Annotated in this window: 20 protein-coding genes; 8 read left to right on the forward strand and 12 right to left on the reverse strand. The window is 71.8% G+C overall.

What is annotated here, in order from left to right:
- Positions 1-69: 69 nt before the first annotated feature.
- Both IE241_RS32400 and IE241_RS32405 read left to right on the forward strand, forming a co-directional pair.
- Positions 70-1362 (forward strand): M18 family aminopeptidase, encoded by a 1293-nt coding sequence (locus IE241_RS32400; RefSeq protein WP_190025446.1) that lies wholly within the window; start codon positions 70-72, stop codon positions 1360-1362.
- 5 nt (positions 1363-1367) lie between these two features.
- On the forward strand, positions 1368-2015 hold the full coding sequence (locus IE241_RS32405) for a DUF4232 domain-containing protein (RefSeq protein WP_190025447.1): 648 nt from the start codon (positions 1368-1370) through the stop codon (positions 2013-2015).
- 99 nt (positions 2016-2114) lie between these two features.
- Here IE241_RS32405 and IE241_RS32410 read toward each other — a convergent pair whose 3' ends face one another.
- Together IE241_RS32410 and IE241_RS32415 are read right to left on the reverse strand one after the other, a co-directional pair.
- Positions 2115-3953 (reverse strand): NHL domain-containing thioredoxin family protein, encoded by a 1839-nt coding sequence (locus IE241_RS32410; protein ID WP_190025448.1) that lies wholly within the window; start codon positions 3951-3953, stop codon positions 2115-2117.
- 110 nt (positions 3954-4063) lie between these two features.
- A complete protein-coding gene (locus tag IE241_RS32415; protein ID WP_190025449.1) occupies positions 4064-4843 on the reverse strand; it encodes a carbon-nitrogen family hydrolase in 780 nt (259 codons plus the stop codon).
- 123 nt (positions 4844-4966) lie between these two features.
- Here IE241_RS32415 and IE241_RS32420 point away from each other — a divergent pair, with 123 nt between their 5' ends.
- Positions 4967-5797 carry a maleylpyruvate isomerase family mycothiol-dependent enzyme gene (locus tag IE241_RS32420; protein WP_190025450.1) on the forward strand — a complete coding sequence of 277 codons (831 nt, stop codon included), beginning with the start codon at positions 4967-4969 and terminating at the stop codon, positions 5795-5797.
- 23 nt (positions 5798-5820) lie between these two features.
- Here IE241_RS32420 and IE241_RS32425 read toward each other — a convergent pair whose 3' ends face one another.
- The 6 genes from IE241_RS32425 to pdhA form a co-directional block, all read right to left on the reverse strand.
- Positions 5821-7125 carry an MFS transporter gene (locus IE241_RS32425; protein WP_190025451.1) on the reverse strand — a complete coding sequence of 435 codons (1305 nt, stop codon included), beginning with the start codon at positions 7123-7125 and terminating at the stop codon, positions 5821-5823.
- A 53-nt stretch (positions 7126-7178) separates the two neighbouring features.
- A complete protein-coding gene (locus IE241_RS32430) occupies positions 7179-7853 on the reverse strand; it encodes a GntR family transcriptional regulator (protein WP_190025452.1) in 675 nt (224 codons plus the stop codon).
- Positions 7854-7924: 71 nt separating this feature from the next.
- Complete coding sequence (locus IE241_RS32435; RefSeq protein WP_190025453.1) at positions 7925-8755, reverse strand: helix-turn-helix transcriptional regulator; 831 nt, start codon at positions 8753-8755, stop codon at positions 7925-7927.
- A 254-nt stretch (positions 8756-9009) separates the two neighbouring features.
- Entirely contained in the window at positions 9010-10470 is a 1461-nt protein-coding gene (locus IE241_RS32440; RefSeq protein WP_190025454.1) for a dihydrolipoamide acetyltransferase family protein, read from the reverse strand.
- 23 nt (positions 10471-10493) lie between these two features.
- Positions 10494-11474 (reverse strand): alpha-ketoacid dehydrogenase subunit beta, encoded by a 981-nt coding sequence (locus IE241_RS32445; RefSeq protein ID WP_179081636.1) that lies wholly within the window; start codon positions 11472-11474, stop codon positions 10494-10496.
- Entirely contained in the window at positions 11474-12625 is a 1152-nt protein-coding gene (gene pdhA / locus IE241_RS32450) for a pyruvate dehydrogenase (acetyl-transferring) E1 component subunit alpha (RefSeq protein ID WP_190025455.1), read from the reverse strand. The genes IE241_RS32445 and pdhA overlap by 1 nt, the downstream gene beginning before the upstream one ends.
- A 363-nt stretch (positions 12626-12988) precedes the next feature.
- Between pdhA and IE241_RS32455 the strand changes: the two genes are divergently transcribed.
- The 3 genes from IE241_RS32455 to IE241_RS32465 all read left to right on the forward strand — a co-directional run bounded on the left by IE241_RS32455 (position 12989) and on the right by IE241_RS32465 (position 15331).
- A complete protein-coding gene (locus tag IE241_RS32455; protein ID WP_190025456.1) occupies positions 12989-13648 on the forward strand; it encodes a response regulator in 660 nt (219 codons plus the stop codon).
- Between the two features lie 93 nt (positions 13649-13741).
- Entirely contained in the window at positions 13742-14176 is a 435-nt protein-coding gene (locus IE241_RS32460) for a pyridoxamine 5'-phosphate oxidase family protein (protein ID WP_190025457.1), read from the forward strand.
- Positions 14177-14239: 63 nt separating this feature from the next.
- Positions 14240-15331, forward strand: coding sequence for a phosphotransferase (locus IE241_RS32465; RefSeq protein WP_229900158.1), 1092 nt, complete (start codon positions 14240-14242; stop codon positions 15329-15331).
- A 101-nt stretch (positions 15332-15432) separates the two neighbouring features.
- Here the strand turns inward: IE241_RS32465 and IE241_RS32470 are convergent, their stop codons facing one another.
- Positions 15433-17097 (reverse strand): protein kinase domain-containing protein, encoded by a 1665-nt coding sequence (locus tag IE241_RS32470; RefSeq protein ID WP_190025459.1) that lies wholly within the window; start codon positions 17095-17097, stop codon positions 15433-15435.
- Between the two features lie 382 nt (positions 17098-17479).
- Here IE241_RS32470 and IE241_RS32475 point away from each other — a divergent pair, with 382 nt between their 5' ends.
- On the forward strand, positions 17480-19267 hold the full coding sequence (locus IE241_RS32475) for a protein kinase domain-containing protein (RefSeq protein ID WP_190025460.1): 1788 nt from the start codon (positions 17480-17482) through the stop codon (positions 19265-19267).
- A 140-nt stretch (positions 19268-19407) separates the two neighbouring features.
- On the opposite strand, the gene IE241_RS32480 is transcribed toward IE241_RS32475, so the two are convergent.
- The 3 genes from IE241_RS32480 to IE241_RS32490 form a co-directional block, all read right to left on the reverse strand.
- Positions 19408-19971 carry a bacterial proteasome activator family protein gene (locus tag IE241_RS32480; RefSeq protein WP_190025461.1) on the reverse strand — a complete coding sequence of 188 codons (564 nt, stop codon included), beginning with the start codon at positions 19969-19971 and terminating at the stop codon, positions 19408-19410.
- Between the two features lie 180 nt (positions 19972-20151).
- Complete coding sequence (locus IE241_RS32485; protein WP_190025462.1) at positions 20152-20799, reverse strand: hypothetical protein; 648 nt, start codon at positions 20797-20799, stop codon at positions 20152-20154.
- A gap of 166 nt (positions 20800-20965) precedes the next feature.
- Positions 20966-21943 (reverse strand): NAD(P)H-quinone oxidoreductase, encoded by a 978-nt coding sequence (locus tag IE241_RS32490; RefSeq protein WP_190025463.1) that lies wholly within the window; start codon positions 21941-21943, stop codon positions 20966-20968.
- Positions 21944-21994: 51 nt separating this feature from the next.
- Here IE241_RS32490 and IE241_RS32495 point away from each other — a divergent pair, with 51 nt between their 5' ends.
- Positions 21995-23095 (forward strand): potassium channel family protein, encoded by a 1101-nt coding sequence (locus tag IE241_RS32495; RefSeq protein ID WP_229900153.1) that lies wholly within the window; start codon positions 21995-21997, stop codon positions 23093-23095.
- Positions 23096-23112: the final 17 nt, after the last annotated feature.

Consider the following 23112-nt stretch of genomic DNA (forward strand, 5'->3'; position numbering starts at 1 on the left):
AACCCCCGGGGCAGGAGCCGGGCGCGCAAACCCGCGCCCGCCTCTTGCCCCGCTCCCTATCCTGAGGCCATGAGCTCTGCGCACCGCTTCGACCGCGGCCACACCGACGACCTGATGACCTTCCTCGCCGCCAGCCCCTCCCCGTACCACGCGGTGGCCAACACCGCGGAGCGGCTGGAGAAGGCGGGCTTCCGTCAGGTCGCAGAGACCGACGCGTGGGACGGCACGACAGGCGGCAAGTACGTGACGCGCGGTGGCGCGATCATCGCCTGGTACGTGCCGGAGGGCGCGACGCCCGCCACCCCCTTCCGGATCGTCGGTGCGCACACCGACTCCCCCAACCTGCGCGTCAAGCCGCTGCCGGACACCGGCTCGGCGGGCTGGCGCCAGGTCGCCGTCGAGCTCTACGGCGGCACGCTGCTCAACACCTGGCTGGACCGCGACCTCGGCCTCTCCGGCCGGATCACCCTCCGCGACGGCAGCCACCGCCTCGTCAATGTGGACCGCCCGCTGCTGCGTGTGCCGCAGCTCGCCATCCACCTCGACCGCGGCGTCAACCAGGACGGCCTCAAGCTCGACAAGCAGCGCCACATGACCCCGATCTGGGGCCTCGGCGAGCCGAGCGAGGGCGATCTGATCCGCTTCGTGGCCGAGGAGACCGAGGTCGCCGCCGAGGACATCACCGGCTGGGACCTGATGGTCCACAGCGTCGAGCCGCCGGCCTACCTCGGCCGTGACCAGGAGCTCCTCGCCGGCCCGCGCATGGACAACCTGCTGTCCGTGCACGCCGGTACGGCCGCGCTGACCGCCGCCATCGGCTCCGAAGGGCTGCCGTTCATCCCGGTCCTGGCCGCGTTCGACCACGAGGAGAACGGCAGCCAGTCCGACACCGGCGCCGAGGGCCCGCTGCTGGGGAACGTGCTGGAACGATCCGTCTTCGCCCGCGGCGGGACGTACGAGGACAAGGCCCGCGCCTTCGCCGGCACGATCTGCCTCTCCTCCGACACCGGCCACGCCGTCCACCCCAACTACTCCGAGCGCCACGAGCCCGGCCACCACCCGGTGCCCAACGGCGGCCCGATCCTGAAGGTGAACGTCAACCAGCGCTACGCCACGGACGGCAGCGGCCGGGCCGTCTTCGCCGCCGCCTGCGAGCGGGCGGGCGTGCCCTGGCAGCACTTCGTCTCCAACAACTCCATGCCCTGCGGCACCACCATCGGCCCCATCACCGCGGCCCGGCACGGCATCGCCACCGTCGACATCGGCGTGGCCTGCCTGTCCATGCACTCGGCGCGGGAGCTGTGCGGCGCGGACGACCCGTTCCTGCTGGCCGCGGCGCTGACGGCGTTCCTGGAAGGCTGAGTTCCATGCAACACGGACGTACGCTGCGCCTCGCGGGCGCGGCGCTGGCCTTCGCCGCCGCCTTCACCCTCACGGCCTGCGGCAGCAACGGTGACGGCGACGGCGCGAAGAAGGACGGCAAGGACGACAAGGGCACGCAGGCGGCCGGTGCTTCGACGGCGGGCGCTTCGGCCGGCGCCGAAGAACCCGCCGAGGACGAGCCCGCGGCGGACGACAACAAGCCGCAGGACAAGGGCGACGCCTGCGGCCCGGGCGACCTGAAGGTCGAGGCGAAGAAGGCACAGGGCGGCCGTCTCCTGCTGGTGGCGACGAACACCGGCGGGAAGCCGTGCACCGCCTACGGCTTCCCGTTCCTGCGCTTCGACCAGGACCAGGCGACGGCGGGCGTCGGCGAGGAGACCAAGCCGAAGGCGCCGGTGAAGGTCGCGCCCGGGAAGGCGGCGTACGCGGGCGTCACGCCCACCGCGGCGGACGGTTCGGGCGGCCCCGGCCGCGACGTCAAGAAGCTGTCGGTCACCTTCCAGACGCAGGGCGGCGACCCTCTGCAGGGCGACCCCGCGGCACCCGCCCTGCCGGGCGGCTCCCTGCACGTCGACGACCAGGCCCGCGCCACGTACTGGGTGGGCGACGAGGCCGCCGCGCTCCGCGGTTAGCAGGCTCTCCGAGCACGCCCGGTCCGGCACCACCGGATTCCCCGGTGGTGCCCCGGGCCTGGTGGCCCCGCGGGAACGGCCGTCAGCCGTCCAGGCCCGTCAGCCGTCCAGGCCCGCGAGGACCAGCGGCAGCCGGTCCGCGCCGCCCGCGACGATCCGCACCGGGACGCCCCAGTCCTGCTGGTGCATGTGGCACGCCGGGTACTCGTTCTCCGGGTCGTCGTCGCAGGACGCCGCCATCGCGGAGACGTGCAGCACGCCTTCCGTCACGGACCCGTCCAGCACCAGGTCCCGGCCGAGGTCCGTGCCCTGCCCCGAACCCTCCGCGAGGAGCTCGGGCGGGGTGGAGCTGACGAGCAGGCGCGTGGAGGGCCCGTAGCGCGTGTCGAGCTTCTGGCCCGCCGGGGCCTGGAAGACGACGTCCAGCCGCAGCCGCCCGGGCGCGACGTCGGTGGCGGCCCGCTGCGTGCGGTGCGCCACGGACTCGACCCGTACGGCCTCCTCGGGCAGGCGCAGCCGGGTCAGCCGGTGCCGGGCGGACTCCACGACGACGATGTCGTCGCCCGCGAGCACGGCGGCGGAGGGCTCCCGCAGGTCGGTCGCCAGCGTCGTGACCTCGCCGGTCGCGGGGTCGTAGCGGCGCAGGGCGTGGTTGTAGGTGTCGGAGACGGCCACGGAGCCGTCCGGCAGGGCGGTGACGCCGAGGGGGTGCTGGAAGAGCGCCTGCCCGGCCTCGCCGTCCCGGTGGCCGAAGTCGAAGAGGCCGGTGCCGGCGGCGGTACGGACGACGAATCCGTCCCCGTTCCCGTTCCCGTCTCCGTCCCCGTCGCGCTCGATGTACCGCAGCGCGGACGTCTCGGAGTCGGCGACCCACAGCCGGTCCCCGGCCGCGGCGAGCCCCGACGGCTGGGCGAACCAGGCCTCGCGCGCGGGGCCGTCGACAAGCCCCTCGTTGGTCGTGCCGGCCGCGACCTCGACGGTGCCGCTCTGCGGGTCGTACGTCCACAGCTGGTGCACGCCGGCCATGGCGATCCACAGCCGGTCGGCGAACCAGGCGACGTCCCAGGGGGAGGACAGGGAGACCTCGCGGGCGGGGCCGGAGGTGGGCTGTCCCTGCATCCACTGGCGCCCGGTGCCGGCGATGGTCTCGACGGCGCCCGTCTGCAGGTCGTACGTCCGCAGGGCGTGGTTGACGGTGTCGGCGACGACGACCTTGCCGCCGCCGGATTCGCCGCCCGGCAGGAGCGCGAGGCCCTGCGGCTCGCTGAAGGAGTCGGCGCCGAAGCCGCGCTCGCCGCTGCCGATGCGGCGGACGACGCTCTCGCCGTCGGCGGCCAGCTCGACCAGCTGGTGGCGCGTGGAGTCGGAGACGAGGAAGCCGCCGCCGGGCAGCACGACGGCCTTGCCCGGGAAGCGCAGGTCGGTGGCGACGGGCTCGGGGGCGACGTACGGGCCGTCGCCGCGGCGCAGCGTCCCCTTGGCCGCGTGCTCGGCCTCCAGCTCCTCTACGAGCTTCTCCAGGGCGTGCGCGTGGCCCTCACCCGCGTGCTGGGCGACGACGTAGCCCTCGGGGTCGATCACCACGAGCGTGGGCCAGGCGCGCACGGCGTACTGCTTCCACGTGGCCAGCTCGGGGTCGTCGAGAACGGGGTGGTGCACCTCGTAGCGTTCGACGGCGTCGACAACGGCCTGGTGCTCGGCCTCGTGCACGAACTTCGGCGAGTGCACACCGATGATCACCACGGTGTCGCGGTGCTTCTCCTCCAGCTCCCGCAGCTCGTCCAGCACGTGCAGGCAGTTCACGCAGCAGAACGTCCAGAAGTCGAGGATGACGATGCGTCCTCGCAGGTCGGCGAGGGAAAGGTCGGTGTTGCCGGTGTTCAGCCAGCCGCCCTTGCCGATCAGTTCGGGGGCGCGGACGCGTGCGCGGTGTGCCATGCAACCATCCAACATCATGGATGCGCGTCCGCATTCCCCCGTCCGGGGTGCGGGCATGATCGCCACACGGACTTAACGTCCCGGGACCCTCTTACCGTCCCAAGGCCCTCTTAACGTCCCAGCACCCTGTCCTTCAGTGCCGGGAACTCCTCGCGGACCTTCGCGACCCTCGCCGGGTCGAGGTCCACGGTGAGGACCTCCTCGCCGGGGCCCGCCTCCGCGAGGGTCTCGCCCCAGGGGTCGAAGACGACGCTGTGGCCGGCCTGCTCCACGCCCGCGTGGGTGCCCGCCGTGCCGCAGGCCAGGACGTAGGACTGGTTCTCGACCGCCCGCGCGCGGGCCAGCAGCGTCCAGTGCGCGCGCCGCTTCGCGGGCCAGCCGGCCGGGATGACGAAGGTCTGCGCCCCGGCGTCGACCAGGGCCCGGAACAGCTCGGGGAAGCGCAGGTCGTAGCAGGTGGCGAGGCCGAGCGTGGTGTCCGGGAGGGGGGCGGTGACGGGCTCCGTGCCGGCGGTCATCAGGACGGCCTCGCCCTTGTCGAAGCCGAAGCGGTGGATCTTCCGGTACGTGCGGGCGAGTTCACCGGAGGGCGAGAAGACGAGAGAGGTGTTGCAGAGCGCCCCATCGAGAGCCTTTTCAACGATGGAACCGGCGTGCAGCCAGACACCCGCATCGCGCGCTGCATCGGACATCGCGCGGGCCGTTGGGCCGTCCAACGGTTCCGCTGCGGCGGCGAACGACTCGAAGGCGAACGCCCCGACGTGCCACAGCTCCGGCAGGACGACGAGATCGCTGCCGGCCTGCTCCTGTACGAGCGCGGCGGCACGGGCGCGCCGTTCGGCGACCGGCTCCTGCGGATCGACGTTTATCTGAATCAGGGAAGCGCGCACAGTACCCACCACTCTCAGCACACGAAACCTCTGCCGGGTCGCCCGTGCGCAGCGTAACTTAACTGCAGAGCACCCAGACAGCACTTGCCCCGCACCCGCTGCCCAGCACGCCCGAGGGATCACGTGACCGTCCACCCGAATCTTCAGCCGGCCATCGACGCCTGGACCCACTCCATCGAAGCGATCAACGACCTGGTCAAAACGCTCGCCGAGAGCGACTGGAACCGGGCCACCGAGTGCCCCGGCTGGTCGGTGCGCGACGTCGTCTCGCACGTCATCGGCGTGGAGACCGAAATGCTGGGCGAGCCGCGGCCGATGCACACGCTGCCGCGCGACCTCTTCCACGTCACCGACGAGTTCTCCCGCTACAACGAGGTGCAGGTCGACGTGCGGCGCTGCCACACCGCCCTGGAGATGACCTCCGAGCTGGAGCTCGTCATCATCCGCCGCTCCCGGCAGCTGCGCAACGAATCGCGCGGGCCGCAGACGGCGATCCGCTGGCCGCTGGGCTCGGGCAACGAACAGCCCCTCGAACGCGCCCTGGTGGTACGGGCCTTCGACGTATGGACGCACGAGCAGGACCTGCGGCGCGCCCTCGGCATGCCCGGCAACCTCGACTCGCCCGCGGCCGTCATCTGCCGTGACTTCCTGCTGGGCGCCCTGCCGAAGGTCGTGGCCAAGGATGCCGGCGCGCCGCCGGGATCCGCGGTCGCCTTCGACGTGCACGGCCCGCTGGAGTTCCTGCGGACCGTGCGCGTCGACCCGCAGGGCCGCGGGAGGATCGACAGCAGCGTGTCGCTGGGGCCGACGGTCACGCTCGGGATGGACTGGGAGACGTACGCCCGGCTGGCGTGCGGCCGGGTGCATCCGGAGGCGGCGCTGGGGCGGGTCAAGGTGGAGGGCGACGCCGGGCTCGCGGAGGCGATCCTCCGCGAGTTCGCGATCACGCCGTAGCCGGCGCTTCCGCCCGGCCCCGCTCACGCCGGTACGTGCACCGTCTCCACTCTCGACGCCACGATCCGCTCGCGCTCACGCTGCTGCGCCCGCGTCCGCAGCCGCAGGATCTGCGACAGCCCCAGCGCCTCCAGGACGAAGACGGAGGCGAACGCGATCCGGTAGTCGTCCCCGGTCGCGTCCAGCAGCACGCCCACGGCCAGCAGCGTCGTCATCGAGGCGACGAAGCCGCCCATGTTGACGATGCCGGAGGCGGTGCCCTGGCGCTCGGGCGGGTTGGCGGGGCGGGCGAAGTCGAAGCCGATCATCGAGGCGGGGCCGCACGCGCCGAGCACGAGACACTCGGTCACCAGCAGCCACATGGGCGCGTGCCCGCCGGGCCAGCCGGTCACCGCCGCCCACAGCAGCGCCGTCGCGGCGACGGTGCCGAGCGCGAGCGGCAGCCGGGCCGCGTGGTGGCGGGCGATGATCTGCCCGTAGACCAGCCCGACGGCCATGTTGGAGAGCACGACGGTCGTCAGCAGCAGCCCCGCGGTCTCCCGGGACAGGCCCTGCGCCTCGACGAGGAACGGCATGCCCCACAGCAGCAGGAAGACCATCGCCGGGAACTGCGTCGTGAAGTGCACCCACATGCCGAGCCGGGTGCCGGGCTCCCGCCAGGCCCGGACGACCTGCCGCCGGACGAAGCCCTTGCCGCCGGTCTGCTCGCTCGCCGGCGGCTCGTGGCCCTCCGGGTGGTCCTTCAGGAACAGCAGCATCAGGACGAGGACGAACACCCCCGCGGCCGCGCTGCCGCCGAAGGTGGCGGTCCAGCCGGCGCCGTGCAGCAGCCGGGCCAGGAGCATCGTGGAGACGAGGTTGCCCGCCATGCCGAAGAGCGCCGCGACCTGCGCGATCATCGGGCCGCGGCGGGCGGGGAACCAGCGGGCGCCCAGCCGCAGCACGCTGATGAACGTCATCGCATCGCCGCAGCCGAGCAGGGCCCGGCTGGCCAGGGCCGTCTCGTACGAGTGGGAGAGCGCGAAGGCGAGCTGCCCGGTGGTGAAGAGCACGGCGCCCAGGGCCAGCACCTTCTTGGTGCCCAGCCGGTCGACCAGCAGGCCGACGGGTATCTGCATGCCCGCGTACACGAGCAGCTGGAGTATGGAGAAGGTGGACAGCGCGGAGGCGTTGATGTGGAAGCGCTCGGCGGCGTCGATCCCGGCCACGCCGAGGCTGGTGCGGAAGATGATCGCGACGAAGTAGACCCCGACGCCGATCCCCCAGACGGCGGCCGCGCGCCGTCCGCCGGGTGGGTCTCCGGGCAGCACTGCGGCCCCCTGGCTCATCGGTTCTCCCCCCGCTCGTTCATCGCATCCACCCGTTCATCGGACCCACTCGTTCATCGGATCTCGCCCTGCGCCAGGTTGCGCACCCAGCTCACGTGCTGGTCGATGACGGCGACGGCGCCCTCGGCGTCACCGGCGCGCAGCGCATCGAGGATCTCGGTGTGCTCGGCGTGGTTCTTGGCGATGCGGTCGGGGTGGGCGTGCATCACGGCGACGCCCATCCGCAGCTGCCTGTCGCGCAGCTGGTCGTAGAGCCGGGAGAGGATCTGGTTGCCGGCGCTGCGCACGATCTCGGCGTGGAAGGCGCGGTCGCTGACGGAGACCGCGGCCAGGTCGCCCGCGGCGGCCTGGCGTCCCATGTCCTCCAGCAGCTCCTCCAGGCGGCCGATGAGCACCGGGGAGGCGGGCACGGCCTTGGCCGCCGCGTACTTCTCCACCAGCAGCCGGGTCTCGACCACGTCCGCGATCTCCTGCGCGGAGACGGGCAGGACGAGGGCGCCCTTCTTCGGATAGAGCTTGAGCAGCCCCTCGGCCTCCAGCCGCAGCAGCGCCTCGCGCACCGGGGTGCGCGACACCCCGACGGCCTCGGCGAGATCTCCCTCGGTGAGCAGCGTGCCGCCTTCGTAGCGGCGGTGCAGGACGGCTTCCTTGATGTGCGTGTAGACGCGCTCGGCGGCAGGCGGCTGCTTGATCACGGGCTTGATCGTCGCGGGGGGAGCTGTTGGCATGCGCACAGCTTAGATACAACATACATACGCAGAAAGAGGGAGTCCGAGGTCCGGACAGGGAGCGTCTCGCGCTACGGCGCCGTCCAGCCGTCCACGGGCGTGATGAAGACGAACCTCAGGTCGGGACGCTGTATCGGCAGCAGCACATGAGTCGTCACGCGTACCTCGTGCCCGCCGTGGAACGGCAGCCGCAGCCGGAAGACATCGCCGTCGCGGTGCTCGACCACGTCGTGCTCCTCGGCCCAGATGCGCCGGCAGTCGGCGTCCGCGTCGAGGATGTCGCGGACGAGCGTGCGCAGTCCGGCGTCGGCGGGGTTGCTGTTGGCGGCGACGCGCAGCATGGCGAGGTACGTACGGGCACAGGCGTCCTCCCAGTCGAGCATCTGCTCGCGGGCCTCGGGATCGAGCAGCGCCCAGCGCATGAGATTGGCGCCGGGCCGGCGCACCCAGGGAAACCACTCCGCCATGAGGGAATTCGCCGCGACGATATTCCAGGCCACATCGGAGAGATAGGCGGGATAGGACACCTGCTGTTCCAGCAGGACTCTGACGCCATGCGGCAGATCGCCCGCATCGCCCGGTTCGCCGGAGATTCCGCCGGGCGGCCGCCGGCCGCACACGGCGAGAAAGAGCGTGAGCGTCTCGGCCTCGCTCAGCCGCAGTGCGCGGGCGACCCGGAGCAGGAAATTCTCGGAGAAGTCCTGCCGGCGGCCGGCCTCCAGCGCGCGGTACCAGCCCTCGCTCACGCCGGTGAGCCGGGCCACGTGGGCCTGGGAGAGGCGGCGTCCGGGGCGGGGGAAGACACCGCGCAGCTCGGGGACGGTGCGTGCGTCCACACGGGCCCGCCAGGCGCGGAGAAGACGGCTGATGGATTCACCGTCCACGTGGTCGGCGCCGTCCACGCGTCCTCCAATTCCGACACTGCAAGTGTCGGTCAATCTTAAGTAAATTGCCCCGCACGGGCTATTCCAGCTGCTGACCTGGGTGGGATTCCCGAGGCCGCTCCGCATGACGGCAGCTGGCCCGGACGCCGCTCTCTCTCCTCGCTGGAGGGGGGTGAGGAGGGAAGCGTCCGGGCCTTTTGTCGTTTCCTATTCAACTATTGGTTACAGCACCGGTTTGTTCCGGCGCCGGTCCATTGCCATCCGGCACCGGTTCATTGCCAGCTGATCAGCCGCTGCGGATTCTCCAGCACGGCGGCCGTATCGGCCAGCACCTTCGAACCGAGCTCGCCGTCGACCATGCGGTGGTCGAAGGAGAGCGCCAGCGTCGTCACCTGGCGCGGCTTGACCTTGCCCTTGTGCACCCACGGCTGCAGCTTGATCGCACCGACGGCCAGGATCGCGGACTCGCCCGGGTTGAGGATGGGCGTGCCGGTGTCGACGCCGAAGACGCCCACGTTGGTGATGGTGACCGTGCCGCCGGACATGGCCGCCGGGCTCGTCTTCCCCTCGCGGGCGGTCGCCACCAGCTCCGACAGCGCCGTGGACAGCTCGGGGAGCGTCTTGGCGCCGGCGTCCTTGATGTTCGGCACGATCAGCCCGCGCGGCGTGGCCGCCGCGATGCCCAGGTTCACATAGCCCTTGCGGACGATCTCCTGGTTCTCCTCGTCCCACGACGCGTTCACGTCCGGGTTCCGCTTGATCGCGACGAGGAACGCCTTCGCGACGAGCAGGAGCGGGTTGATCCGCAGACCCGCCATGTCCGGGTCTTCCTTGAGCTTCTGGACGAGCTTCATCGTGCGGGTGACGTCGACGGTGACGAACTCCGTGACGTGCGGCGCAGTGAAGGCGCTCGCGACCATCGCCTGGGCGGTGGCCTTGCGGACGCCCTTGACCGGGATCCGCGTCTCGCGCGCGGCGAGGTCCGTCACGGCCGCGGGCACCCCCGCGACGGCCGCCGGCTCCTCCGCGACCGGGGCAGTCGCGGCCGAGGCGGCGGCGTGGACGTCTTCGCGGGTCACGATGCCGTCGGCACCGGACGGCACGACGGAGGCGAGATCGACCCCGAGGTCCTTGGCGAGCTTGCGCACGGGGGGCTTGGCGAGGGGGCGGGGGCCCGCCGGCGAAATCTTTTCGGCCGCGGTGCCGGGCACTATGGGCGCGGGTTCTGCGGCCGCAGGGGTGCCGGCCACGCCCGGGGCCGGACGCCCGTTGAGCTCGGCCTGGACGGCGGCGGCCACCGGGGAAGCCGCCTGCTGCGCAGGCTGCTTACGCGCGCGCCGCTTCGTGGACGACGGCGCCGCCCCGTAACCGACGAGCACGGCCTGCCGCCCCTGCGGCTCCTCGGGCTCGGCGGCGACCGGCGCAGCGGCCGGTGCGCTCTGCTCCGGCGCAGCCGGCCCCGCTCCCGGCTGGGTGTCCACCGAGATGATCACCTGGCCGACGTCGACCGTCGTCCCCTCGGGGAACCGCAGCTCGTGCACGACCCCGTCGAACGGGATCGGCAGCTCCACGGCGGCCTTGGCCGTCTCGACCTCGCACACCACCTGCCCGTCGGCGACGGTGTCGCCGACGGCCACGTACCACTTGAGGATCTCGGCCTCGGTGAGTCCCTCGCCCACGTCGGGCATCTTGAACTCGCGGAAGCGCTGGTCGTTCGCGGTCCTTGCAGTCATGGTCACGACTCTCCTCAAACCCCTCAGTACGCCAGCGCGCGGTCGACGGCGTCGAGCACCCGGTCCAGTCCCGGAAGGTACTCGTCCTCCAGCCGGGACGGCGGGTAGGGCGCGTGATATCCGCCGACCCGCAGGACCGGTGCCTCCAGGTGGTAGAAGCAGCGCTCGGTGATCCGGGCGGCGATCTCCGCGCCGGTGCCCAGGAAGACCGGGGCCTCGTGGACGACGACCAGGCGGCGGGTGCGCTCCACGGACGCCTGGATCGCGTCGAAGTCGATGGGCGACATCGAGCGCAGGTCCAGGACCTCCAGGGACTTGCCCTCCTCCTCGGCCGCGGCGGCGGCCTCCAGACAGGTCTTCACCATCGGCCCGTAGGCGGCGAGGGTGAGGTCCGTGCCCGGGCGGGCGACGCGGGCGGCGTGCAGGGGGGCCGGGATGGCCTCCGTGTCGAGTTCGGACTTGTCGTGGTAGCGGCGCTTGGGCTCGAAGTAGATCACCGGGTCGTCGCTCTGGATGGCCTGCTGGAGCATCCAGTAGGCGTCCGAGGCGTTCGACGGGGAGACCACCTTCAGGCCCGCGACGTGCGCGAACAGCGTCTCGGGCGACTCGCTGTGGTGCTCGACGGCACCGATGGCGCCGCCGTAGGGGATGCGGATGACGACCGGCAGCTTGATCTTGCCGAGCGCGCGGGCGTGCATCTTGGCCAGCTGCGTGACGATCTGGTCGTACGCCGGGAAGACGAAGCCGTCGAACTGGATCTCGACGACGGGGCGGTAGCCGCGCAGGGCCAGGCCGATCGCGGTGCCGACGATGCCGGACTCGGCGAGCGGGGTGTCGATGACCCGGTCCTCGCCGAAGTCCTTCTGCAGGCCGTCGGTGACGCGGAAGACGCCGCCGAGCTTGCCGACGTCCTCGCCCATGACGAGGACCTTGGGGTCGTTCTCCAGCGCGGTGCGCAGCGAGGCGTTGATCGCCTTGACGATCGAGAGCTTCTGGGCGGTCATCAGTGGCTCTCCTCGGCGAACGAAGCCTGGTAGGCGGCGAACTGGGCGCGCTCCTCGTCGACGAGGGCGTGGCCGTCGGCGTAGATGTTGTCGAAGATCGCCATGTCGTCGGGGTCCGGCATGGTGCGGACGCGGTCGCGCACGTGCTTGGCGAGCTCGTCGGCCTCGGTCTCCAGGGCGGCGAAGAAGGCCTCGTCGGCGTGGCCCTCGCGCTCCAGGTACGCGCGCAGGCGCGCGATGGGGTCCTTGGCCTCCCACAGCTCGCGCTCCTCGTCGCGGCGGTAGCGCGTCGGGTCGTCGGAGGTGGTGTGGGCGCCCATGCGGTACGTGAAGGCCTCGATCAGCATCGGGCCCTGGCCGGTGCGGGCCCGGTCGAGGGCGGCCTTGGTGACGGCGAGGCAGGCGAGGACGTCGTTGCCGTCGACGCGGACGCCGGGGAAGCCGTAGCCCTGCGCGCGCTGGTAGAGCGGGACGCGGGTCTGCTTCTCGGTGGGCTCGGAGATGGCCCACTGGTTGTTCTGGCAGAAGAAGACCACCGGGGCGTTGTAGACGGCCGCGAAGGTGAACGCCTCGGCCACGTCGCCCTGGCTGGAGGCGCCGTCGCCGAAGTAGGCGATGACGGCGGAGTCGGCGCCGTCCTTGGTGATCCCCATGGCGTAACCGGTCGCGTGCAGCGCCTGCGAGCCGATGACGATCGTGTAGAGGTGGAAGTTGTTCTCGTTGGGGTCCCAGCCGCCGTTGTTCACGCCGCGGAACATGCCCAGGAGGTTGGTGGGGTCGACCCCGCGGCACCAGGCGACGCCGTGCTCGCGGTAGGTCGGGAAGACGTAGTCGTCCGGGCGTGTCGCCCGGCCGGAGCCGATCTGGGCGGCCTCCTGGCCCAGCAGGGAGGCCCACAGGCCCAGTTCGCCCTGGCGCTGCAGCGTGGTCGCCTCGGCGTCGAACCGGCGGGTCAGCACCATGTCGCGGTACAGGCCACGCAGTTCCTCGGCGGTCAGGTCGATGGAGTAGTCGGGGTGCTCGACCCGCTCGCCCTCCGGCGTCAGCAGCTGTACGAGCTCGGGCTCGCCTGCCGCCTTGGCGGTCTTGGCGCCGGCGCGCTTGCTGCCGCCGCGGCGCGGCTTGCGCGCGGCAGTGCTGTCCACAGTCACGTGTGCTCCTCCGTCTGTCCGGCCCCCGGGGTCGCCGGCGGCCAGAGGGGGTTCCCCCGCCGTGAGGCAGGAGAATGCTCGCTCGATCCCCGACGGCACACGGGGTGGGTGTGCCGAGGCCGGAACCGGGCGTGACAGGCGCCCCGGCGAAAGGCCTGCAATAAGCACGTTACCCAGAAGGCCGCATTCCTGCGAAACCCCGCCTGACCTGCAATTTTGCTTGGATTTCCAAGTAAATCGAGAAAGCGGGGCGACGCTCCTGGTCACGACCTTGTGAGCACAGCCCGTGCGGGCTGCCGGAACGACGGCACGTTATCCCGGAGGACAAGAGCAGGGGAAGACTCGGTGTGTGAGACTGGCCCTGTGCCCGAACAAGGAAAAATCACGGTATTTCTGCTCGATGACCACGAGGTCGTCCGGCGCGGGGTGCACGAGATGCTCTCCGTCGAGGCCGACATCGAGGTCGTCGGGGAGGCCGGTACGGCCGCCGACGCACTGGTGCGCATTCCGGCCGTGCGGCCGGACGTCGCAGTTCTGGACGTTCGCCTTCCGGATGGCAGTGGCGTCGAAGTCTGCCGGGAAATCCGATCGCAGGATGAGCACATCAAATGCCTGATGCTCACCTCCTTCGCCGATGACGAGGCACTCTTCGACGCGATCATGGCGGGCGCGTCCGGTTACGTACTGAAAGCCATTCGTGGCAATGAGTTGCTCGCCGCCGTGCGGGACGTGGCGGCCGGGAAATCCCTGCTCGACCCCGTGGCGACGGCGCGGGTGCTGGAGCGGCTGCGCAGCGGCAAGGAGCCCAAGGGCGACGACCGCCTCGCGAGCCTCACCGACCAGGAGCGCCGGATCCTGGACCTGATCGGCGAGGGCCTGACCAACCGCGTGATCGGCGAGCGGCTGCATCTGGCCGAAAAGACGATCAAGAACTACGTCTCCAGCCTGCTCTCCAAGCTCGGCATGGAGCGGCGCTCCCAGGCGGCGGCGTACGTGGCCCGGCTGCAGGCCGAGAAGCGGTGAACGTACGGTAAACCGGTGATTCGGGACCAATGTCCCGGGCTATAGGGGCGGGTGCCCCTATAGACGGGTGGGGCAGGCGTGCACAGTGGTGCCATGCTCTCCGCGCAGCCCGACCGACACCGAGCCCTCGAACTGCTCGACCGCACCCCCTACGGCCGCCTTTCGGTCAGCATGCGCGCACTCCCCTTCGTCACCGTCGCCCGCCACATCGTCTCCGGCGAGAGCGTCCTGCTCCGCCTGCACGGCGACTTCGGCTACGCCCAGGCCTGCGACGGCAACGTCGTCGCGTACGGCGCCGACAACCTGAGCGACCGGCGCGAGGGCGACGAGGCGGTGTGGACGGTGCAATTCGTCGGCACGGCGCGCCTCTTCGTCCCCTCCGGAGACGACCTGGAGCGCTTCGGGCGGCCGCCCCGTACGGCGGACGCGGCGCCCTTCCGTGCCGAATACCTGTGCATCGAACCGCAGTTCATCACCCTGCATCACCTCGAAGGGGTCCCCGCGCGACAGGCCGCGCACTCAGCGTGATCTAACATTTGGGACGTGCCACGCTCACTTGTCACCGATGTCCCGCCCGACGCCGCACCCGACATCGGACCTGACACCGGACCTGACACCGGGCCTGACACCGGCACGCTGCGCACCCTGCTGCGCCGCTACGACCGGGCCGGCCGGCTGGTCTCCTGCACGCCCCTCACCCAGGGCCTCCTCAACCGCGGCTACCGCCTCACCACCACCCGCGGCAGCTTCTTCCTCAAGCACCACCTCGACGGCGACCAGGCCGCCATCGCCCGCCAGCACGGCGTCACCCTGCGCCTGGCCGCCCTCGGCCTGCCCGTCGCCCCGCCGGTCGCCCGCACCGACGGCACCACCGTCACCGTCCTCGGCGGCCGCTGCTACGCCCTCCACCCGTGGGTCGACGGCCGCCACCGCGACGGCGGCGAACTGACCCGCACCCAGTCGCGCAAGCTCGGCGCCCTCCTCGGCCACGTCCACACCTGCCTGGCGAAGGTCTGCCGCGAGGAGCCCCCCGACGGCCCGGCGGGGCTCACAGAAGGCCCTGGAGGGGCCTCTGAGGGCCCCGGAGGGGCCGGACGGCCCGCAGACGCCTCCGCGGACCCCCAGGACACCTACGCCCTCATCGAGGAGCTTCTCGGGCTCGTACGCCGCGGCAGGGGCAGCCGCCCGCGCGACTCCTTCGACGAACTCGCCGAACACCGGCTGATCGAACGCCGCGCCCTGCTGGAGCGCCACGCCCACCGCCGCCCAGCCGACGGCACCGCCCCCGGCTGGGTGCACGGCGACTTCCACCCGCTCAACCTGCTCTACCGCGGCGGCGAACCCGCCGCGATCGTCGACTGGGACCGGCTGGGCGTACAGCCCCGCGCCGAGGAGGCCGTCCGCGCCGCCGTCATCTTCTTCCTGCGCCCCGACGGCACCCTGGACCTCGCGAAGATACGCCCGTACGCGCGCGCGTACCGGCGGGCGAGCGGAGCGGACCCCGCCGAGCTGGGCGCGGCCGTGCACCGGGTGTGGTGGGAGCGGCTGAACGACTTCTGGATGCTGCGCTGGCGCTACCAACTGGGCGACCACCGCGCGGATCCCGGCTTCCCGGCCTCGGCGGCGCTGACGGTGTGGTGGACGCGCTCGTACGAGGCGGTGCGGGACGCGTTCACGGAGTGAGCAGGTGCACGACTGCAGGTGCACGACTGCAGGTGCACGACTGAGGGCACCCAATGCCGCATTGGGTGCCCTCAAGTACTTGTCGCCGTCCGCCGGCCGGATCAGGTGCCCGGGGTCGTCCCCGTGCCGCCCTGGCCGGCGGCGGTGCCGACGGTGCCGGACTGCCCGGCCGTGGTGCCCGTGGTGGTGCCGGTGCTGCCGGACTGGCCCGTGGTGGTGCCGGGCTTGTTGTCGCCGCCGCCGGTGGACGGCTTGCTCGACGGGTCGGGCTGGGTCGACGGGTCCGTCGAGGGCGGGGCGCTGGACGGCGGCGCGGACGTCCCGTGCGACGGCTTGCGCCGGCCGGTGCCCTCGTCGGTGTCCGTGGTGTCGTCCTCGCTGTCCGAACCGCGCTGACGGCCCGTGTCACCCGTGGTGCCGTTGTGGCCCGGGGTGGGGGACTTCTGGGCGTCGGGGCTCTGCGAGCCGGAGGGGCCGGGGGTGGACGGGCCGACGGAGTTCTTGTCCTTCGACGGCTTCTGCCCCGTGCCGCCGCTCGTCTGGAACGCCTTCAGCGCGTACACCGCGCCCGCCACCAGCACGATCGCCACCACGGCGGCGATGAGCAGCATCTTGCCCTTGCCGCCGCCCTGGCCACGGCCGCCGTTGCCGCCGTAGCCGTCGAAACCGCCGTCGTCGCCGTGGCGGGGCGGCAGTATCGGCTGCGCCGAGGTGCCGCCGCCGTGCTGCGGGCGCTGCATGGCGGTGGTGTGCTGGCCGCCGACGGCGCCCATCACCTGCGTGGCACCGCCGATGTGGTCGATGGGGCCCGTGTCCCAGGCGCCGGTGTGGGCGCCCGCGTCGTGCAGCATCTGCAGCGCGTACTGGACCAGGCCGCGCATCTCCTCGGCGCTCTGGAACCGGTCGTCCGGGTCCTTGGCGAGGGAGCGCATGACCAGGCCGTCGAGCTCCGGCGGCACGCTGCCGAGGACCTGCGAGGGCGGCACCGGCATGTCCTGGACGTGCTGGTAGACGACCGAGAGCGGGGTCTCGCCGGTGAACGGCGGACGCAGCGCCAGCAGTTCGTAGAGCAGGCAGCCGGTGGCGTAGAGGTCCGAGCGGGCGTCGACGGTCTTGCCGAGGGCCTGCTCGGGCGAGAGGTACTGCGGGGTGCCCATGACCATGCCGGTCTGGGTCATGGTGGAGGCCGCGCCGTGCAGGGCACGGGCGATGCCGAAGTCCATGACCTTGACCGCGCCGCTGTTGGTGATGATCACGTTGGCGGGCTTGATGTCACGGTGCACGATGCCGTGCTGGTGGCTGTAGGCCAGGGCCTCCAGCACGCCGGAGACGATGATGAGCGCCTGCTCGGGCGGCGGGGCATCGGCGTTGAGCAACAGGTCGCGGATGGTGCGGCCTTCAACCAGCTCCATGACGATGTACGGCACGACGTTGCGGCCGACGGTGTCCTCGCCGGAGTCGTAAACGGCGACGACCGCGTGGTGGTTGAGCCCGGCGACCGACTGCGCCTCGCGCGTGAAGCGGGCCTTGGACACCGGGTCCTCGGCGAGGTCGGCGCGGAGCAGCTTCACCGCGACCGTACGGCCCAGGCGGACGTCCTCGGCGGCGAAGACCTCGGCCATGCCGCCGCGGCCCAGCCTGTGCGTGAGGCGGTAGCGGCCGTCCCCGACGAGCCCTCCGTTACCCCACATTTCCGGCACATCGGGCATTCCGCCCTCGTTGGCGTCAGGGTCGGACGGACCCTGGGCGCTCTGCGTCTGTGCCATCAGTCCTCGCCGTCGTGTCTGGCCGCGTCGCGCGGAAGGCGCTGCGGTGGGAAAACGGTCTTCCGCTAAGGCACGCTACAGGTTCCACGGCGCGCGCCGGTCCGGGATGGACGCGCTATCAAACCCGCACGGGCCTGGGCAAGGCAAATTCCGTGACGTCTTGTCTCGCATCCCGTCACGGAACGGGCACGCGGCTTGACGTGCCCGCGGCCTGGGGCAGACTTGGCCGAGATATATCGACAGAACCGACGGAACGGGGCCGCACGGATCACCGTACGGATCCCGGACCGGCGGACCATATGCCGAATCACATGCCAAACCGTATGCCGAACCGAATGCCGGAACGTATGCCAGGCAGTGCGCCCAAGGGGGAAGAGGAACGATGAGCCAGGACGGCGCACAGGGCCGCTACACGGGCCGGTCTGTCGGCGGCGGCCGCTACCAGCTCCGCGACCTGCTGGGCGAGGGCGGCATGGCCTCCGTCCACCTGGCCTACGACTCCGTCCTGGACCGCCAGGTCGCCATCAAGACGCTCCACACCGAGCTGGGCCGCGAGGCGTCCTTCCGCGAGCGGTTCCGGCGCGAGGCGCAGGCCGTCGCCAAGCTCACACACACCAACATCGTCTCGGTGTTCGACACGGGCGAGGACGACCTGGACGGGTCGACCATGCCGTACATCGTCATGGAGTACGTCGAGGGCCAGCCGCTGCGCTCCGTCCTCGACACCGACGTGCACCAGTACGGCGCCATGCCCACCGAGAAGGCGCTGAAGATCACCGCCGATGTGCTGGCGGCACTCGAGGTCAGCCACGAGATGGGCCTGGTCCACCGCGACATCAAGCCCGGCAACGTGATGATGACCAAGCGCGGCGTGGTCAAGGTCATGGACTTCGGCATCGCCCGCGCCATGCAGTCCGGCGTCACGTCGATGACGCAGACCGGCATGGTCGTCGGCACCCCGCAGTACCTCTCCCCCGAGCAGGCGCTCGGGCGTGGCGTCGACGCCCGCTCCGACCTGTATTCGGTCGGCATCATGCTCTTCGAGCTGCTGACCGGGCGGCTGCCGTTCGACGCGGACTCCCCGCTGGCCATCGCCTACGCGCACGTCCAGGAGGAGCCGGTCGCTCCCTCCTCGATCAACCGCTCGATCCCGCCGGCGGTCGACGCCCTTGTCGCCCGGGCGCTGAAGAAGAACCCGAACGAGCGCTTCCCGAGCGCCGAGTCCATGCGCGACGAGTGCGCGCGCGTGGCGGGCACGGCGCAGTCCGCGCCCTCGCCGATCATCATCGCGGGCGGTCCGCCGGCGCGCAGCGGCGCGGGCGTCGGCTCCGCCGTCTTCCCGCCCGTCGACCAGCAGACCCTTGCGCCGGGCCCTGGAGGCGTCCAGACGCCCTATCAGCCCCCGGCGGCCCCGGGGCCGTACAACGGCGGCTACGGGCCCTCCTCGGGCGCCCAGCAGGCCACCCAGGCCGGCGGGGGCTACGCGACCCCGGTGCATCCCTTCCAGGGCGCTCAGGGCCCCAGCACGCCCCCGCCCTACTCGATCAGCCCGTCCTCCGGCCCGTCGACCTCCGTCGGGTCGCCGTCGGGCGGCGGCAAGAGCAACAAGGGCGTCGTCATCGGCTCGGCGGTCGTCGCGGGTCTCGCGGTCATCGGTGTGATCGCGGCGATCACGCTGAGCGGCGGCGGTGGCGACGACGACAAGGGCAACCAGGCCGGCAGCGGCGGCACCACCGGCGGGCAGAGCCAGGCGCCGGTGCCGGGCGGCGGCGGTACGACCACCAGTGGCGGCGGTACGAGCACGAGCGGTGGCGGTACGAGCACCAACGGCGGCACGACGGCCGGCGGTACCGCGGGCGGCACGCAGAGCAAGCACAAAGAGGGCGACAAGAGCAAGACCATCGACCCGGCGAAGTGCACCAAGGCCTACGAGTACTACAGCGACAAGTCGAAGAAGTCGGCTCCCGACTTCCGGTACATGTACATCGATTCCGTGAAGTCCTGCCTCCAGGCCGCGGGCTGGAAGTACCGGATCGACCCGGGGTCCGAGAACACGTGGGGCAAGGGCACGGTCCTCAACCAGGTGCCGGCTGCGGGCGACCCGTTCGACCCGAAGTCGCCGTCGGACCAGTTCGTGCTGACCGTCTCGACGGGTGACCCGGCCCCGTAAGGCCGCTGTCTCGCAGAGCGGCTGCCTCGTAGAGCCGCCGTTGTGCGTGTGCCCGGTACGTCTTGAGGGGACGTACCGGGCACACGCACAAGCGAAGTGACGCTTATTCAGGACTGCAGGTCAGGACTACGGGGTCAGGACTACAGGTAGGGGCCCGAACGCGCGCCGCCGTGCTGCGGGCCCTCGCCGTCGTCCTCTCCGAGGACACCGGCCGGCAGCGCCCTGCGCATCTGCTCCAGCTGGGCGCGGGCTGCCATCTGCTGGGCGAACAGCGTCGTCTGGATGCCGTGGAACAGGCCTTCCAGCCAGCCGACCAACTGGGCCTGCGCAATGCGCAGTTCCGCCTCGCTGGGCACGCTGTCGTCCATGAAGGGGAGCGACAGGCGCTCCAGCTCCTCGACCAACTCGGGGGCCAGGCCGTCCTCCAGCTCCTTGACGGAGCTGTGGTGGATCTCCTTGAGCCGGACCCTGCTCGCCTCGTCGAGAGGTGCGGCCCGCACTTCCTCCAGCAGTTGCTTGATCATGCTGCCGATGCGCATGACCTTCGCAGGCTGTTCGACCATCTCCGTCACCGGGACCTCGCGCGACTCGTCGTCGCCCGCCCCGCCGCCGGGGCTGGCGCTGCCGAGAGCCATGCCGTCCGGGCCTACGACCAGGACTTTGGGGCTCTCCTCCTGCGACCGTTCATTCCTCGGCATATCCATGCCGCCATTCTCTCGCACATGTGATTTCCCCCTGTTGATGCCCCCGTACACGCCTGATCCACCGTGCCACACGCCCTTGCGCGCGCCCCTTTTTCACTCCGCGCGCCCCTTTTCCCCCGGCATCTCGTCTTTTCACCCGGCTTCCCGTCCGGCATCTCATCGGTTCAGCACGTCATCGGTTCAGCGCGGCCGCCTCAGCCGCAGGGCGAAGAATCCGAGGCCGAGTCCGGTGAGGGCGAGGCCGGTTCCGAGGGGCAGCACGCGCAGCACGCGGTCTCCGTAGGCCGCGGACCTGGCGTTGCGGGCGGCGGAGGGCCGGGTGGAGACGGGGTCGGGCGTCACCTGCCCGACGGGGCCCTGCTGCTGATCGGCGGCGCCGCCCGCCTCGTCGACGGCCGCCGACGGCCCGGTGCCGGGGGCGTCCTCCCCGGGCACGTCCTCCACGGGGCCGTCCGCCTCGCCGCCGTCCGCCTCGCCCGTGTCGCCGGAAGGGTCCGCGGACGGCGATCCGCCGGGCGGAGACGCGGCGGACGGCGATCCGGCGGGGCCGGATATCCCGGAGGGCGAGGGCGGGGCGGTCCGGCCGGGGTGGAGGCGGCCCTCGCCCGCGGACGTCCCGGCGAGCCGGCCGTCGCGGGTGGCGGACGGGGACGGGGCGTGGCGGGTGGGGCCGGAGGCCGTGCCGGCCGGGCCCGGCGGAGGCCGTCCGGGGGACGGCTCGGGAGGCTCCAGGCCCGGCGCGACGGCGACGACCAGGACGGTGGCGGCGAGCACCGGCCCGGCTATGAAGCCTGTCCGCAGTCCCGCCCGCAGTCGGCCGCCGCCCATGCCCACGTCGCCGCCCTCCGCTCTCCGCCCGAGCCGCTCGCACCCACCCTCACACGGGGTGGGCGGGGCGGCGCGGTGGGTGGCTCAGGAGGGTGGCCGGGGCGGCGCCCGGGGGGCTTACGGGGCGCCGTCCGGGGCGTGTCCGGGGCCTCGTCCGGGTGTGCGGTCAGACCGTGAGGAGGATCTTCCCCACGTGGGCGCTCTGCTCCATGACGCGGTGGGCCTCGGCGGCCTCCGCCATCGGCATGGTGCGGTCCACGACCGGCCGCACCCGCCCGCCGGCGATGAGCGGCCACACGTGCTCCCGTACGGCCGCGATGATCGCCGTCTTCTCGGCCAGCGGGCGGCCGCGCAGGGAGGTCCCCATCACCGCGGCGCGCTTGGTGAGCAGGGCCGCGAGGTCGAGCTCGGCCGTGCGGCCGCCCTGCAGGCCGATAATCACCAGGCGCCCGTTGAGGGCGAGGGCGTCCACGTTCCGCGCGAGGTACTTCGCCCCGACGATGTCGAGGATGACGTCGGCGCCGACGCCGCCGGTGACCTTGTGCAGCTCCTCGACGAAGTCCTGCTCGCGGTAGTCGATGAGGATGTCCGCACCCAGCTCGCGGCAGGCCTCCAGCTTGTCCGCGCTGCCGGCGGTGACGGCGACGCGCGCGCCGACGGCCTTGGCCAGCTGTACGGCCATGGTGCCGATGCCGCTGCCGCCGCCGTGGACGAGGAAGGTCTCACCGGGGCGCAGGTGGGCCACCATGAACACGTTGGACCAGACGGTCGCGGTCACCTCGGGCAGGCAGGCCGCCGTGACCAGGTCCATGCCGTCGGGGACGGGCAGGAGCTGGCCCGCGGGGACGCAGACCTTCTGCGCATACCCGCCGCCCGCCAGCAGCGCGCACACCTCGTCGCCGACCGCCCAGCCGCTCACCCCGGGGCCGAGGGCCGCGATCCGGCCGGAGCACTCCAGGCCGGGGTAGGGCGACGCACCGGGCGGCGGGTCGTAGAAGCCCTGCCGCTGGACGACGTCGGCACGGTTGACGGCGCTGGCCACGACCTCGACCAGAACCTCGCCCTCGGCGGGTACGGGGTCGGGCACTTCGGTCCACACCAGGGCCTCGGGCCCGCCCGGTTCGGAAATGGTGATCGCATACATGGTCGCGAGGCTACCGCCGGGAGACCGGAATGATCACGGAATATGGGGGCCATGGTGACGCGCAAGATGAACCGGATCTCGCTGTTCCACACCCTGTGGAACCGCACCCGCGGCGAGGCCGACGACGACGCCGAGGCGGGCCGTTCCATCGTGATGCCCGCCCGGCGCGTCGCGGCGCCGCTGCGGCAGGTGCTGCAGCGGCTGGTCATGGCCCTGCTGGTGCTGGCCGTCACCACGCTGATCGTCTACGCCGACCGCGAGGGCTACCACGACAACGGAGGCGGCGGCGTCGACTTCCTGGACGCCGCGTACTACGCGACCGTGACCCTGTCGACCACGGGCTACGGAGACATCACGCCGGTGAGCGACTCGGCGCGGCTCACCAATATCTTGTTGGTCACGCCGCTGCGCGTGCTGTTCCTGATCATCTTGGTGGGAACGACCCTGGAAGTGTTGACCGAGCGAACGCGCCATCAGGTGCGCATCCACCGTTGGAGGAACCGGATGCGGGAGCACACCGTCGTCGTCGGCTACGGCACCAAGGGCCGGCACGCCGTCGAGACGCTGCTCGGGCAGGGCAAGCCCAAGAGCCAGATCGTCGTGGTCGATCCGCAGAAGAAGGTGGTCGACGCCGCGGCGGCCGAGGGCCTGGTGGGCGTCCTGGGCGACGCCACGCGCTCCGAGACCCTGCTGCGGGCGGAGCTGGCGCGGGCCTCGCAGATCGTGATCACCACCCAGCGGGACGACACGGCGGCGCTGGTCACCCTGACGGCCCGCCAGCTGAACAAGTCGGCCAAGATCGTCGTCGCCGTCCGGGAGGACGAGAACGTGCCGCTGCTGCGGCAGAGCGGCGCGAACACGGTCGTGACGAGCTCCAGCTCGGCCGGCCGCCTGCTCGGCATGTCGATGATGAGCCCGAACGTCGGCACGGTGCTGGAGGACCTGCTGACGTACGGCAACGGCCTGGACGTGGCCGAACGCCCGGTCACCAAGCGGGAGGCGGGCCACTCGCCGCGCGACTGCGAGGACCTGGTCGTGGCGGTGGTCCGCGGGCACCGCCTGCTGCACTTCACGGACCCGGAGGCGGGGACGCTGCAGCTGGCGGACAGGGTGATCACGATCAGGAAGGCCGGGGCGCCCGAAGCGGGCTGAGACGACGGGAGCACCAG

It is taken from the genome of Streptomyces hiroshimensis (genome assembly GCF_014650335.1).
GTDB lineage: Bacteria > Actinomycetota > Actinomycetes > Streptomycetales > Streptomycetaceae > Streptomyces > Streptomyces hiroshimensis.

Coding starts and splice junctions, on each gene's coding strand:
- IE241_RS32440 (WP_190025454.1), bottom strand. CDS start 10,470: ATGACTGCAAGGACCGCGAACGACCAGCGCTTCCGCGAGTTCAAGATG.
- IE241_RS32405 (WP_190025447.1), top strand. CDS start 1,368: ATGCAACACGGACGTACGCTGCGCCTCGCGGGCGCGGCGCTGGCCTTC.
- IE241_RS32470 (WP_190025459.1), bottom strand. CDS start 17,097: ATGGCACAGACGCAGAGCGCCCAGGGTCCGTCCGACCCTGACGCCAAC.
- IE241_RS32460 (WP_190025457.1), top strand. CDS start 13,742: ATGCTCTCCGCGCAGCCCGACCGACACCGAGCCCTCGAACTGCTCGAC.
- IE241_RS32495 (WP_229900153.1), top strand. CDS start 21,995: ATGGTGACGCGCAAGATGAACCGGATCTCGCTGTTCCACACCCTGTGG.
- IE241_RS32430 (WP_190025452.1), bottom strand. CDS start 7,853: ATGCCAACAGCTCCCCCCGCGACGATCAAGCCCGTGATCAAGCAGCCG.
- IE241_RS32410 (WP_190025448.1), bottom strand. CDS start 3,953: ATGGCACACCGCGCACGCGTCCGCGCCCCCGAACTGATCGGCAAGGGC.
- IE241_RS32485 (WP_190025462.1), bottom strand. CDS start 20,799: ATGGGCGGCGGCCGACTGCGGGCGGGACTGCGGACAGGCTTCATAGCC.
- IE241_RS32475 (WP_190025460.1), top strand. CDS start 17,480: ATGAGCCAGGACGGCGCACAGGGCCGCTACACGGGCCGGTCTGTCGGC.
- IE241_RS32445 (WP_179081636.1), bottom strand. CDS start 11,474: ATGACCGCCCAGAAGCTCTCGATCGTCAAGGCGATCAACGCCTCGCTG.
- IE241_RS32425 (WP_190025451.1), bottom strand. CDS start 7,125: ATGAGCCAGGGGGCCGCAGTGCTGCCCGGAGACCCACCCGGCGGACGG.
- IE241_RS32490 (WP_190025463.1), bottom strand. CDS start 21,943: ATGTATGCGATCACCATTTCCGAACCGGGCGGGCCCGAGGCCCTGGTG.
- IE241_RS32400 (WP_190025446.1), top strand. CDS start 70: ATGAGCTCTGCGCACCGCTTCGACCGCGGCCACACCGACGACCTGATG.
- IE241_RS32480 (WP_190025461.1), bottom strand. CDS start 19,971: ATGGATATGCCGAGGAATGAACGGTCGCAGGAGGAGAGCCCCAAAGTC.